Raw genomic sequence first — 13258 nt, forward strand, 5'->3', positions numbered from 1 at the left:
GACGGAACAGACAACGAGGAGTCCCGTGTCCATCACCGATCTGACGCCTGCAACCGCGCAGTCCACGTTCAACGCCCCCCTCGCCGAGGTCGACCCCGAGATCGCAGCGGTGCTGCAGAACGAGCTCGGCCGTCAGCGCGACACCCTCGAGATGATCGCGTCCGAGAACTTCGTCCCGCGCGCCGTCCTCGAGTCCCAGGGCTCCGTCCTGACGAACAAGTACGCCGAGGGCTACCCGGGCAAGCGCTACTACGGCGGCTGCGAGTACGTCGACGTCGCCGAGCAGCTCGCCATCGACCGGGCGAAGGCCCTCTTCGGTGCCGCGTACGCGAACGTCCAGCCGCACTCCGGCGCCAGCGCGAACGCCGCGGTCCTGCACGCCATCGCCTCCGCCGGCGACACGATCCTCGGCCTCGAGCTCGCCCACGGTGGTCACCTGACCCACGGCATGAAGCTCAACTTCTCCGGCCGGATCTACAACGCCGTGTCCTACGGCGTCGACCCCGAGACCTTCGAGGTCGACTACGACGACATCCGCGCGAAGGCGATCGAGCACCAGCCGAAGGTCCTCATCGCCGGCTGGTCGGCGTACCCGCGCCAGCTCGACTTCGCGAAGTTCCGCGAGATCGCGGACGAGGTCGGCGCGACCCTCTGGGTGGACATGGCGCACTTCGCCGGTCTCGTCGCCGCGGGCCTGCACCCGTCGCCGCTGCCCCACGCGCACGTCGTGTCCTCGACCGTGCACAAGACGCTCGCCGGTCCGCGCTCGGGCATCATCCTGTCCAACGAGGAGTCGCTCTTCAAGAAGCTGAACTCCGCGGTCTTCCCGGGCCAGCAGGGCGGTCCGCTCATGCACGTGATCGCCGCCAAGGCCACCGCGTTCCTGCTCGCCGGACAGCCGGAGTTCAAGGACCGTCAGGAGCGCACGCTCCGTGGCGCTCGTCTGCTGGCGGACCGCCTCACGCAGGCCGACGCGAAGGCCGCTGGCATCGACGTCCTCACGGGCGGCACCGACGTGCACCTGGTGCTCGTCGACCTCCGCGAGTCCGAGGTCGACGGCAAGCAGGCCGAGGACCTCCTGCACCAGGTCGGCATCACCGTGAACCGCAACTCCGTGCCGTTCGACCCGCGCCCGCCGATGGTGACCTCGGGCGTCCGCATCGGCACGCCGGCGCTGGCGACCCGCGGCTTCGGCGACGCCGAGTTCACCGAGGTCGCCGACATCATCGCGCTGACGCTCATGCCGACCCCGGACATCGAGGCGCTCTCGGCCCGGGTGAAGGCGCTGGCCGACGCGTTCCCGCTCTACGCGTGAGCGCCGCGCTCCCTCGCGAGCGTTGGGCTGGTGAGGCCAGTGCCGTCCGCATCGACGGCACCGCCCTCGCCGCGCGCACGCTCGACGACCTGACGCTCCGCATCGACCGGCTGCACGACCACGGGTTCCGACCCGGCCTCGGCACGATCATGGTCGGGCAGAACCCTGGCTCGGTGTCCTACGTCGCCGGCAAGCACAAGGACTCGGCGCAGATCGGGCTCGACTCGGTCCGCATCGACCTGCCCGAGACGGCGAGTGCCGCCGACATCCGCGCGGCGATCCTGCAGATGAACGACGACCCCCGGGTCACCGCGTTCATCGTGCAGCTCCCGCTGCCGCAGGGCATCGACCCGATCCCGATGCTCGAGCTGATGAACCCGGCGAAGGACGCCGACGGCCTGCACCCGACCAACCTCGGCGAGCTGGTCCTCGCCGTGCCCGGTGGTGCGGGCACGATCGACGCCCCGCTGCCGTGCACCCCGCGGGGCATCGTCGCGATGCTCGAGGCCTACGAGGTCCCGATCCGGGGCCAGCACGTCACGATCATCGGGCAGGGGCTCACCGTCGGCCGTCCGCTCGGTCTGCTGCTCACCCGCCTCGAGGCCACCGCGACCCTGACGCACTCGCTCACCGAGGACGTCGCGGCCGAGTGCCGGCGTGCCGACATCATCGTCGCGGCCGCCGGTGTGGCCGGACTCGTCCAGCCGGACTGGGTCAAGCCCGGTGCGGCGGTCATCGACGTCGGCATCAGCCGCATCGTCGACGAGGCGACCGGCAAGGCGAAGCTCCGCGGTGACGTCGACCCTGCGGTCGCGTCGGTCGCGGGGTTCCTGTCGCCGACGCCGGGTGGCGTCGGGCCGATGACCCGCGCGATGCTCATGAAGAACGTCGTCGAGGCGGCGGAGCGCCACCTGCGCTGACGGTCGCCCTTGCGAGAGCGACAGATCGCCGTGGCCCGTTCACGGCGATCTGTCGCTTCCGCGTCCCGGTCGCGTCCAGCCCCGGACTGGAGGCACGGATCACCTCCGCCAGACCGCGAGCCGGGTGGTACGGTCGCCGCATGGGGGAGACCACAACCGTCCAGACCGAGCCCGTGATGGCGCCGACCGGACGGCAGTTCCGGCTCCGAGCCTGGCCGCTCGTGCTCTTCGGTGTGGTCGCGCTGGCTGCGTCCCACGGAGCGGTGCTGTTCAGTGCATCGTCGGAGTACGGCGGGGTCGACGCGTCCGGTGGGTGGATCGACGCCGAGGGGAACCCGGTTGCGACGGCCCCGCCCACGGTGTCCGCCGTCGGCCACGTCGCTCCGGCCGCGCTGGTCGTGTTGGTGTTGGTCCTCGCCGTCGGGGTCGTCCTGCCGCCGACGCTCGCGCGGTTCGGTCACGACCGGGCCGGTGCGGTGATCCGCCGGACCGCGTACATCGCGGCCCCGGTAGTGGTGGTGCTCGGCGTGCTCGTCTACTGGGTGTGGCAGGGACACGTCGTGATCGACCAGGTGGAGCACCAGGTCCTGCACCCCCACGGGTTCCCGTGGGGCGGGGTCACGGTGACGACGGGCCACATGACCCGCTGAACCGCCGGCACACGTGGCTTCGCTGCGCGGCGGTGGTCCGCAGCGTCGCTTGCGTCAGTCGCGCCGGGCGCCCTGCGCTGCGTGCACCGTGAACACCGTCGGCTCGCGGTACCCGGCCGCCGCGAAGGCGGACGTGACCGCTTCCGCGATCGCGCCCCGGGCCTCCCGGTCGACCAACGCGATCGCCGCACCGCCGAAGCCGCCACCGGTCATGCGTGCACCCACGGCGCCGTGCTCCATCGCGGTCGACACCGCGAGGTCGAGCTCGGGCACCGAGATCTCGAAGTCGTCGCGCATCGACTCGTGCGACGCCACCAGCAGGTCACCGATCGCCCTCGGGCCGTCCTCGCGCAGCGTCCGCACCGTGTCGAGGACGCGCTGGTCCTCGGTGACGACGTGCCGGACGCGCCGGAAGGTCTCGTCGTCGAGCAGCTCCGCAGCGCGGGGGAGGTCCTCGACGGACAGGTCGCGGAGCGCCTCGACGCCCATCACCGCGGCACCGTGTTCGCACGAGTCGCGACGCGCCTTGTAGCCGCCCGTGGCGTGAGCGTGCTCGACGCGGGTGTCGACGACGAGCACCTCGAGCCCGTTCGCCTCCAGCGCCAGGTCGACGACCGCGGTGTCGAGCGTGCGGCAGTCGAGGAACACGACCGCGTCCTGCTCACCGAGGAGCGACGCGGACTGGTCCATGATCCCCGTCGGCGCTCCGACGGCGTGGTTCTCCGAGTACTGGCCGACGCGGGCGAGCGTCTTGCGGTCGAGTCCGAGCTCCCAGAGGTCGTTGAAGGCGAGGGCGACGCCGCACTCGATCGCCGCGCTCGACGACAGGCCCGCCCCGACCGGGACGTCCGACTCGATGAAGACGTCGAACCCGTGCTTGTCCGAGAGGTCGGCGCCGGCGTGCTCACGGAGCGCCCAGGCGATGCCGAACACGTAGGCCGACCAGCCGTCCATGCGGTCGGGCGACAGCTCGTCGAGGGGCAGTTCGACGACCGACGACGGGTCGAACGCCGACGCGACCCGGAGCACCCGGTCGTCCCGCTGCGCGATCGAGGCCACGGTCCGGCGGTCGATCGCGAAGGGCAGCACGTACCCGTCGTTGTAGTCGGTGTGCTCGCCGATCAGGTTGACCCGGCCGGGGGCGGAGTACCGCACCGTGGGCTCGTACCCGTAGACCTGCTGGAACGTCATGCGCGCTCGATCCCTCCTCGGATGAACTCGGCCGCCTTCTCGGGCACGAGGTCCCCGATCCAGGCGCCCATGGCGGCCTCGCTGCCGGCCAGGAACTTGAGCTTGTCCGCCGCGCGACGCGGGGACGTGATCTGCAGCATGAGCCGCACGGTGTCGCGCCCGGTGTGCACCGGGGCCTGGTGCCAGGCGGCGATGTAGGGCGTGGGGTCGTCGTAGAGCCGGTCGATGCCCCGGGTGAGCCGGAGGTGCAAGTGCGCCAGCTCGTCCTTCTCGGCGTCGGTCAGTCCGGCGAAGTCGGGGACGTGGCGGTGCGGCAGCATGTGGATCTCGATCGGCCAGCGCGCGGCGAACGGCACGAAGGCGGTGAAGTGCTCGCCGGCGAGGACGACCCGGTCGGACGCGCGTTCGTTCGCGAGGTGCTGCTCGAAGAGGTCCGGACCGAAGCGCTCGATCGACGCGAGGAGTCGCTGCGTGCGCGGCGTGACGTACGGGTACGCGTAGATCTGCCCGTGCGGGTGGTGCAGCGTGACGCCGATGGCCTCGCCGCGGTTCTCGAACGGGAACACCTGCTGGATGCCCGGCAGCTCGGAGAGGGCTGCGGTGCGGTCCGCCCACGCCTCGACCACGGTGCGGGCACGCGACTCGGAGATCGACGAGAAGGAGCCCTCGGTCGCGGGGGAGAAACACACGACCTCGCACCGGCCGACGCTGCGGAACTGCCGGTTCAACCCGACCTCGGTCAGGGCGTCGAGCGACGGCGGGGCGTCCTCGGCACCGTCCGGCCCGGCGAGCATCGGCCCGAACGACGGCGAACGGTTCTCGAACACCGCGACGTCGTACACGCTCGGGATCTCGGACGGGTTCGCCGGGCTCTGCGGCGCCAGCGGGTCCTGGTCAGCCGGCGGCAGGAACACCCGGTTCTGTCGGCTCGCCGCGATCGACACCCACTCGCCCGTCAGGACGTCCTGCCGCATCCGGGCCGTGTCCGGCCGGGGGTCCAGGACGCGCTGGTCGATGTTCCGCTCGGCGGGCAGCGTCGAGTCGGCGTCGTCGAAGTAGAAGAGGTCGCGGCCGTCCGCGAGCTTCGTCGCGCGCTTGGTGATCACCGGAGCAGCCTAGCGCGATCCGAAGTGTTGCGAAAGCAGACGGAAGCGGACGAAACTGGGCACGTGACCGACGACGACCTCTTCCTCGACGGCGCGCTCCCGGCCCCCCTGCGCCAGGACCGCATCGTCGCCATCGTCGAGGGGGCGCCGGGGCTCGTCCGGACGGCTGCCCTGGCAGCGGCGCTCGGCACGAGCGAGGTGACGGTCCGACAGGACCTCGCCACGCTCGACCTGGAGGCTCGGATCCGGCGGGTGCACGGCGGTGCGGTCCGCCTCGTGGCCGGTTCGGGCGAGCGCCCGCTCGAGGAGACCGCGGTCGAGCACCAGGTCGCGAAGGCCGCCATCGGCCGCGCCGCGGCCGCGCTCGTGCGGTCCGGCGAGTGCGTCGTGCTCGACGTCGGCACCACACCCGCAGCGGTGGCGTCAGCCCTGGTGGCACGGACGGACCTGGTCGACGTGACCGTGGTGACGAACTCCCTCACCACGGCACTCGCCCTCGAACCCGCCGTCCCGCGCTTCACCGTCATCGTCACCGGCGGGACGCTCCGACCCCTGCAGCACTCGCTCGTCGCGCCGTTCAACAACACCGTGGTCCCGATGATCGCCGCCGACATCGCGTTCCTCGGGGGCACGGGCGTCGATGTCGAGCACGGCCTGACGAACGTGAACCTCCCCGAGACCGAGACGAAGCGGATGCTCGCCGCGACGGCACGGCGTACGGTCGTGGTCGCGGACGGGTCGAAGTTCGGCCGGGCCCACATCGGGGTCGTCCGCGCGCTCGAGGACGTCGACGTCGTCGTGACCGCCGAGGCCCCGGCGGACCTGGTCGACGCCGTGCGTGCGGCCGGGGTCGAGGTCGTGGTCGCCGACGAGCGCTGAAGCACCGCGTTCCCCAGGAAGGATCAGCCCGCCATGACCGCAGCAGCCCCCACCGGAGGCCAGTACCACCTCCGCCACGCCGGACCGGACGGCGTCGTCGAGGCCGTCGTGACCGAGGTCGCCGCCGGCATCCGCGAGCTCCGGGTCGCCGGCTTCGACCTCACCGAGCCGTTCGGCGTGGACCAGGCCCCGCCCGGCGCGGACGGCATCGTGCTCGTGCCGTGGCCGAACCGGGTCGCCGGCGGTCGGTGGGAGCTCGACGGTGCCGTGCAGCAGCTCGACGTGTCGGAGCCGAAGTACGGCAACGCCTCGCACGGGCTGCTCCGCTTCGCGCCCTACCGGACCGTCACGCAGACGGAGTCGTCGATCGAGCAGGAGGCCACGATCCACCCGCAGCACGGATGGCCCTTCACCCTCGAGACCCGCGTGCACCACGAACTCGTCGACGACGGCGTCCGGGTCACCCACACGATCACGAACCGCTCCGGCGTCCGGGCGCCCTTCGCCGTCGGCGCGCACCCGTACCTCCGCGCCGGTGACACCCCCGCCGAGGACCTCGTCATCACGCTCGACGCCGCCACGGCCTTCTCGACGAACGAGCAGAAGGTGCCCGACGGGTCGTTCGACGTCACCGGGACCGACTCCGACCTCCGCGCCGGCCGTCGTGCGGGCGACTCGGACCTCGACACCGCCTACACGGACATCGCGGACGACGAGCACGGTGTCCGGCGTACGACGCTGCACGGCCCGGAGGGCGACGGTGTCGAGCTCTGGCAGGACGAGTCGTTCCCCTACGTGCAGGTCTTCACCTCCCGGACGTTCCCCCGCGGCGACGGCACCGGGCTGGCCGTGGCGGTCGAGCCGATGACCGCGCCGGCGAACGCGCTCAACTCGGGGGAGGGGCTTCGCTGGCTCGAGCCGGACGAGACCTGGACCGGCACCTGGGGCATCCGCCGCGTCTGGTCCTGATCGCTCCCCCGACGCGTTGCCTGGCCGAGTCTCGGCCCCGCGGACAGTTTCGCGGTCTCCGCATCGCGAAACTGTCCGCCGACCCGAGTCTCGCGGCGAGCGATGGAGCGTGACGGCGATCTCACGAGGAAGGCCGCCCCGATCGGGGCGGCCTTCGTCGTGCGGGAGCGTGTCCGTCGGCGTGCTCAGCCGCGTCGCATGCGCAGCGCCTCGACCGCGAGGGCCTCGGTGCCGTAGCGCCCGACCTCCTGCGCCCACGCCGGGTCGTCGCCGCGGAGGGCGATGTACTCGGAGCGCTGCCGGCACACGTAGCCGAGGACGGTGGTGGCGGTGGCGACCTCGACGAAGTCCTCACGGATGTGACGTGTCGACACCTTCGCGTTGCGGCGGAGTGTGTCGAGGAGCAGCTCGTCGCTCATGGTCGTGTGGGTGGCTGCTGCGAGCTCGACGATGCGGCGCGCGCCGTCGGCGCTGGTGTGCGTGGCTTCGATGGGCTCGATCACGGTGTACCCCGTTCGTTCGATGGTGGTGCTGTCGTGCAGGACCCGGAGTTCGGATCCGGGAACGACACTATCTGCGCCCACCCAACAGCCCGCTGAACGAGGACTGGAGTGTGCCGTCAAACGGACAAGAGTCGCCTGTGGAGGGTTTGTACCCCGATGCGACGAAGGGTTGGCCTCGGTCTGACGTGAGATGGGCCTCGGTCTGACGTGAGGTGGGCCCCGGTCTGACGTGAGGTGGGCCCCGTGGGGCTCGAACCCACGACCCTCGGATGAAGAGGCGGCGTTCGGGAGACCGTGGGCCCCGTGGGGCTCGAACCCACGACCCTCGGATGAAAAGGCGGCGTTCGGGAGACGGTGGGCCCCGTGGGGCTCGAACCCACGACCCTCGGATTAAAAGTCCGGTGCTCTACCAACTGAGCTAGAGGCCCTCACCCGCAAGGCTAGCGGGTGAGGGCCTCCAGGCGACAAACGAGCGCGTCAGCTCCGGCGTCCGGTCAGCGTCCGCAGCAGCCAGGCGATCACGGCGATCACGAGCAGCACGACGCCGACCCACAGCAGGAACTTCAGGCTGGCGGCGAAGCCACCGACGAACAGCAGGATGACCGCGATCACGGCCAGGATGATGAGCAGGGCGTTCATGAGGGTCCTCTCCTTCACGTCCGGGAGGAGTGCCTCCCTGCCCGAACACCGTACGCGCGCGCGGCCTGTTGCGTTCTCGGCGAACTGGGGCGCTCGGCGTCGGTGGCCGCGCCTACACTGTCGCGGTGCCTCGCGATCACCACCGTCCCGTCCACTTCACCGATGCCGAGTTCGCCGCGATCCAGGGCGGGGAGGACCCGGCCGTCGTGAACCGTGTCGCGCACGAGACCGCGAACGCCCTGCTGCACCGCGTGCGGCAGGACCCGGACCCGGCGGTCGTCGAGCGCCTCGTGACCTACACGGACGTGCACGGCATCGACGCGATCGCGGAGCTGTGGGCGCGGGTGGGGGCGCACACGCTGCCGGGGGCGCTCTGGCGCATCTACCTCGTCCGAACGGTCATCCGGCAGGCGCCGGAGGAGATCGCCTACTTCTTCCAGCGCGGCACGGAGCGGATCGGCACGATCGACCAGGCCGTTGCCGGTGCCGAGCAGCCGACGGGCCCCGCGGAGATCCTGACCCTCGCGGACCGCATCCTGCACGGCCTCTACACGGGCGACCTCGCGGTGGCGCTCGACCGCGGCGCTGCCTTCTGCCGGCTCACGGCGGCGGGCGCGACGGCGGTGGCGGACGAGTCCGACCTCACCGCGGCGGACCGCGCGAGCGAGCTGACGACCCGGGCGCTCCGGCTCACCGAGTTCGCGGCCGACCTGACGGAGGCGGCGGCGCTCTGGCGCCGCGACAGTCTCGACTGAGGCGACCGTCTGCCGGACGTGAGCCGCACGGACGTGGCGATCCGTGCCTCCAGGCCGAACCGCTGCAAGCATGCAGCGGCAAGCGCGACGAGCCAGGCAGGCAGAGCCGAGCAGGCAGCGGCAGGCAGGCAGAGCCGAGCAGGCAGAGCCGAACAAGCACGGAGAAGCCGAGCCGCAGAAGCGCCTCTCGGCGCGAGGCCGCTCGAAGCGGCGAATTTTGGAGCCCGGGGCTTGCTGCGGCCCGGCGTCGTCCACTGTACGGAACGAGCCTGGAGACGTCGAATCCGTTCGCGCAGAGAGGACTCGCCACTTCTCCAATCCGACGGGACGAGGGCACCGAATCATCACCGTGGCGAGGCCCTGACCTCGCCACGGCGAGGGGTCCCGCGCGACCCGGTCCGACATCAGTCGGTCAATTCCCTGCGGATCACGCGGGCCCCTCGCTCAGAACGAGCGCCACCACACCCGAACAGCTGCACGTCGCCTGGGCACCTGCAGCACCCCGTGCACCGAGAGGGGGGAAACCTGCAATGCTTGCCATCGTGGAACGCGACACGAAGCGCTGGGGCTCTGCCGAGCCGCCGCCGCCGTCGCCCGATGAACTCCTCACCAGGGTTGCGAACGGCGACCAGGCGGCTTTCTCCGACCTGTACGACGAACTATCCGGGCGGGTGCTCGGCCTCGTGACCCGGCTGCTGAAGGACCGTGCGCAGTCCGAGGAGGTCACCCAAGAGGTCTTCCTCGAGGTCTGGCAGCAGGCCTCCCGGTTCGACCAGGTGCGTGGCTCCGCCGCGAGCTGGGTGCTCACCATGGCGCACCGCCGGGCGGTCGACCGGATCCGGGCATCGCAGGCGTCGCACGACCGCGACACGCGGATCGGCATCCGCGACTTCGAGGCCGGGTTCGACCAGGTGTCCGAGTCGGTGGAGATCCGCATCGAGCACGAACGGGTCAGCCGGGCGCTGGCGAAGCTCACCGAGTTCCAGCGCCAGGCCGTGCAGCTCGCGTACTACGGAGGCTTCTCGCACAGCGAGATGGCCGAGCAACTGGGGGTGCCGATCGGCACCGTGAAGACCCGTCTGCGTGACGGGATGATCCGACTCCGAGACGAGATGGGGGTGACCTCATGACCGAACGACACGACGACCCGTCGACGCTGACCGGTTCGTACGCGCTCGACGCGCTCTCCGACGAGGAGCGCGCCCAGGTCGAGGCCGCACTCGCGTCCTCGCCCGAACTGCTCGCCGAGACCGACTCGCTGCGGGAGACCGCGCTCCAGCTCGCGTACTCGACCGACCCGATCGAGCCCCCCGCGTCGCTCAAGGCGTCGCTGATGGCGCAGATCCAGAACACGCCGCAGGTGGCGACGTCGGCTCCGGCTGCTCCCACCCCTGCGTCGTCCGACGCCGGCCTGGAGGCACGACCCGCCTCCGCCCCGTCGCCCGCCGTGTCCGGTGCGCAGCCGGGTCCGGCGGAGACCGCGGCTCGCCGCCGATGGTTCCAGCGTCCGGCGGCCGCACTGTCCGCCGCTGCTGCCGTCGCGGTGGTGTTCCTCGGCGTCGGACTCGGCGTCGGCGGGGTGCTCAACCCGGACAGCGGTACGCCGCGGCCGGGCACCTCGCAGAGCACGAGTGTCCTCGACGGGATCTACGCGGCGTCCGACTTCCAGCGGAGCTCGACTCCCGTGCAGGGAGGTGGGACGGCCACGGTCGTCTGGTCGCAGGACCTCGGGAAGTCAGCGGTCATCCTGGACGGGGTCGAGGCTGCGCCCAAGGGCAAGACCTACGAGCTCTGGTACATCGACTCGAAGGCTGCCGGCGGCGCGATCACGTCGGCCGGTCTGATGGACCAGTACGCCGACGGAGTGCACTCGGCGGTCCTCACCGGCAAGGTCCGGGACGGCGTCACGGTGGGCATCACGGTCGAGCCGGAGGGCGGCTCGAAGCAGCCGACGACGACCCCGATCGCCGCGGTCCCGCTCGACGCCTAGCAAGGGCGGCACCAGCCCGCCCTCGTACCGCGCAGAGCGATCGGGAGAGCCGCTGGTGCACGACGGGGCCGTCGTCGTGCGACAGCGGCGCTGTCGTTCGTGCGCGCGTGCAACGAGCGGCGTGTGCAATGACGGGCGTGTGCAAGGGGCGACGGGGCCGTCGTCGTGCGACAGCGGAGCTGTCGTTCGTGCGCGCGTGCAATGACCGGCGCGCGCAAGGAACGACGGGGGTCGTTCCGGAACGGACTCCGCATCGTCGAGGCGACCACCCGCGATCCGGTGCCGATCCGACGGGCGCGATCCGTGCCTCCCGGCCGCCCGTCGTGACCACGGCGACGACACGACCGCAGCAGCGCCCGGGAACGACGGCGGCCCCGCCGGACCGGGGTCCGACGGGGCCGAGCGCGCGACGCGAACGCTGCGTCCGCGTCAGCGGATCATCCGAAGCGGCCGGAGACGTAGTCCTCGGTGGCCTGCACGGACGGGTTCGAGAAGATCGTCGCGGTGTCGTCGTACTCGATGAGCTTGCCGGGGTGCCCGGTGCCGGCGATGTTGAAGAACGCGGTCTTGTCCGACACTCGCGAGGCCTGCTGCATGTTGTGGGTCACGATGACGATCGTGTACTCCTTCTTCAGCTCCTCGATGAGGTCCTCGATGGCGAGGGTCGAGATCGGGTCGAGCGCGGAGCACGGCTCGTCCATGAGGAGCACGTCGGGCTGGACGGCGATCGCCCGCGCAATGCAGAGCCGCTGCTGCTGCCCGCCGGACAGTCCCATGCCGGGCTTGTCGAGGCGGTCCTTGACCTCGTTCCAGAGGTTCGCACCCTGGAGCGAGCGCTCGACGATGTCGTCGGCCTCGGACTTCGAGATGCGCTTGTTGTTGAGCTTCACCCCGGCGAGCACGTTGTCCTTGATCGACATCGTGGGGAACGGGTTGGGTCGCTGGAAGACCATGCCGACCTGACGACGGACGAGCACCGGGTCGACGCCCGCACCGTAGAGGTCGTCGCCGTCGACCTTGACCGAGCCCTCGACCCAGGCGCCCGGGATGACCTCGTGCATGCGGTTCAGGGTGCGGAGGAAGGTGGACTTGCCGCAGCCGGACGGGCCGATGAACGCGGTGACGGTGCGGGGCTCGATGGTGATGTCGACACCCTCGACCGCCTTGAACTTCGAGTAGTAGACGTTGAGGCCGTCGACCTCGATGCGCTTGGACACGTGGATTCCTTCGGGGTGGTGGTCGTTGCCGCGCTAGCGGGGGAGCTTCGGGGCGAAGAGGCGGGTGATGAAGCGCGCCAGGAGGTTCAGCGCCATCACGATGAGGATGAGGAGCAGCGCAGCGGTCCAGGCCCGGTCGACGAACGGTACCGGGTTGGCGCCCTGCTGCGAGTACTGCGTGTAGGCGAACACCGGCAGGGTCATCATCGGGTCCTTGAACAGGTCGTAGTTCATGGACGCGGTGAACCCGGCGGTGACGAGCAGCGGTGCGGTCTCGCCGATCACGCGGGCGATCGAGAGCATGACCCCGGTCGTGATGCCGGCGAGTGACGTCGGGAGCACGACCTTCACGATCGTCAGCCACTTCGGCACACCGAGCGCGTACGAGGCCTCGCGGAGCTCCATCGGCACGATCTTCAGGACCTCCTCCGTGGACCGCACGACGATGGGGATCATCAGCACGCTCAGGGCGATCGAACCGACCAGGCCGAAGCGGGCACCGGGGCCGAGGAAGAGCGCGAACAGGGAGTAGGCGAAGAGGCCGGCGACGATCGACGGGATGCCCGTCATGACGTCCACGAAGAACGTGATGCCCTTCGCGAGCGCGCCCTTGCCGTACTCGACGAGGTAGATCGAGGTGAGGAGCCCGATCGGCACCGAGATGAGTGCCGCGAACAGCGTGATCTCGAGCGTGCCGACGAGGGCGTGGACCGCGCCGCCGCCCTCGGAGATGACACCGCGCATCGAGTACGAGAAGAACTGCGCGTCGAAGCGGGCGAGGCCGTCGGCGAGCACCGTCCAGAGCAGCGACACGAGCGGCAGGACGGCGATCACGAACGCCGTGACGACCAGGGAGGTCACCAGGCGGTCGACGGCCTTGCGGCCACCCTCGACGATGCGGGACACGACGACGATGAGGACGTCGAACAGGACCGTTCCGAGGAAGAGCGCCGCGACGACGTTGAAGTCCTTGACCGCGCCGCCGGCGTTGAGCAGGGCGAACACGGCGATGAGCGCGACCCAGGAGCCGATGAGGAGCAGCCACGGCACCGACTTGTGCAGCTTGCCGTTGGCGTAGACGTTGCCGGCCATGCCGGTCTGACGGAGGGCGAGGGACATCGGGT

14 protein-coding genes and 1 tRNA gene are annotated in these 13258 nt (G+C 70.8%); 8 read left to right on the top strand and 7 right to left on the bottom strand.

Features of this window, described 5'->3' with window-relative positions:
- Positions 1–31: 31 nt before the first annotated feature.
- From glyA to NS184_RS10910, 3 genes are all read left to right on the top strand, one after another.
- Positions 32–1315 (top strand): serine hydroxymethyltransferase, encoded by a 1284-nt coding sequence (glyA, locus tag NS184_RS10900; RefSeq protein WP_058726189.1) that lies wholly within the window; start codon positions 32–34, stop codon positions 1313–1315.
- Positions 1312–2235: a tetrahydrofolate dehydrogenase/cyclohydrolase catalytic domain-containing protein gene (locus NS184_RS10905; RefSeq protein WP_058726141.1), complete on the top strand. Its 924-nt coding sequence runs from the start codon at positions 1312–1314 to the stop codon at positions 2233–2235. The genes glyA and NS184_RS10905 overlap by 4 nt, the downstream gene beginning before the upstream one ends.
- Positions 2236–2375: 140 nt before the next feature.
- Positions 2376–2885, top strand: a complete 510-nt coding sequence (locus NS184_RS10910; protein WP_058726142.1) for a hypothetical protein — start codon at positions 2376–2378, stop codon at positions 2883–2885.
- A 54-nt stretch (positions 2886–2939) separates the two neighbouring features.
- Here NS184_RS10910 and galK read toward each other — a convergent pair whose 3' ends face one another.
- Positions 2940–4076, bottom strand: coding sequence for a galactokinase (gene galK / locus NS184_RS10915; protein ID WP_058726143.1), 1137 nt, complete (start codon positions 4074–4076; stop codon positions 2940–2942).
- Entirely contained in the window at positions 4073–5182 is a 1110-nt protein-coding gene (gene galT, locus NS184_RS10920) for a galactose-1-phosphate uridylyltransferase (RefSeq protein ID WP_058726144.1), read from the bottom strand. The genes galK and galT overlap by 4 nt, the downstream gene beginning before the upstream one ends.
- 63 nt (positions 5183–5245) lie before the next feature.
- Here galT and NS184_RS10925 point away from each other — a divergent pair, with 63 nt between their 5' ends.
- Together NS184_RS10925 and NS184_RS10930 are read left to right on the top strand one after the other, a co-directional pair.
- Positions 5246–6061, top strand: coding sequence for a DeoR/GlpR family DNA-binding transcription regulator (locus tag NS184_RS10925; protein ID WP_058726145.1), 816 nt, complete (start codon positions 5246–5248; stop codon positions 6059–6061).
- Between the two features lie 33 nt (positions 6062–6094).
- Entirely contained in the window at positions 6095–7030 is a 936-nt protein-coding gene (locus NS184_RS10930; RefSeq protein WP_058726146.1) for an aldose 1-epimerase family protein, read from the top strand.
- A 185-nt stretch (positions 7031–7215) separates the two neighbouring features.
- Here the strand turns inward: NS184_RS10930 and NS184_RS10935 are convergent, their stop codons facing one another.
- The 3 genes from NS184_RS10935 to NS184_RS17870 form a co-directional block, all read right to left on the bottom strand.
- Positions 7216–7533 (bottom strand): hypothetical protein, encoded by a 318-nt coding sequence (locus tag NS184_RS10935; RefSeq protein ID WP_058726147.1) that lies wholly within the window; start codon positions 7531–7533, stop codon positions 7216–7218.
- A 355-nt stretch (positions 7534–7888) separates the two neighbouring features.
- Positions 7889–7961: transfer RNA gene (locus NS184_RS10940), tRNA-Lys, on the bottom strand.
- A gap of 49 nt (positions 7962–8010) precedes the next feature.
- A complete protein-coding gene (locus tag NS184_RS17870; RefSeq protein ID WP_152998177.1) occupies positions 8011–8190 on the bottom strand; it encodes a hypothetical protein in 180 nt (59 codons plus the stop codon).
- Positions 8191–8297: 107 nt separating this feature from the next.
- Between NS184_RS17870 and NS184_RS10945 the strand changes: the two genes are divergently transcribed.
- The 3 genes from NS184_RS10945 to NS184_RS10955 all read left to right on the top strand — a co-directional run bounded on the left by NS184_RS10945 (position 8298) and on the right by NS184_RS10955 (position 10917).
- On the top strand, positions 8298–8927 hold the full coding sequence (locus tag NS184_RS10945) for a hypothetical protein (RefSeq protein WP_058726148.1): 630 nt from the start codon (positions 8298–8300) through the stop codon (positions 8925–8927).
- A gap of 530 nt (positions 8928–9457) precedes the next feature.
- Entirely contained in the window at positions 9458–10057 is a 600-nt protein-coding gene (locus tag NS184_RS10950; protein WP_058726149.1) for a sigma-70 family RNA polymerase sigma factor, read from the top strand.
- Positions 10054–10917 carry an anti-sigma factor gene (locus NS184_RS10955; RefSeq protein ID WP_058726150.1) on the top strand — a complete coding sequence of 288 codons (864 nt, stop codon included), beginning with the start codon at positions 10054–10056 and terminating at the stop codon, positions 10915–10917. The genes NS184_RS10950 and NS184_RS10955 overlap by 4 nt, the downstream gene beginning before the upstream one ends.
- Before the next feature lie 437 nt (positions 10918–11354).
- Here the strand turns inward: NS184_RS10955 and pstB are convergent, their stop codons facing one another.
- Positions 11355–12134 carry a phosphate ABC transporter ATP-binding protein PstB gene (gene pstB / locus NS184_RS10960; RefSeq protein ID WP_022903428.1) on the bottom strand — a complete coding sequence of 260 codons (780 nt, stop codon included), beginning with the start codon at positions 12132–12134 and terminating at the stop codon, positions 11355–11357.
- Positions 12135–12167: 33 nt separating this feature from the next.
- The gene (pstA, locus tag NS184_RS10965) at positions 12168–13253 is read right to left on the bottom strand and encodes a phosphate ABC transporter permease PstA (protein WP_058726151.1); all 1086 of its coding nucleotides are present in this window, start codon (positions 13251–13253) and stop codon (positions 12168–12170) included.
- Positions 13254–13258: the final 5 nt, after the last annotated feature.

This window comes from Curtobacterium luteum, from assembly GCF_001475545.1.
In the GTDB taxonomy this organism is placed as follows: Bacteria; Actinomycetota; Actinomycetes; order Actinomycetales; family Microbacteriaceae; genus Curtobacterium; species Curtobacterium luteum_A.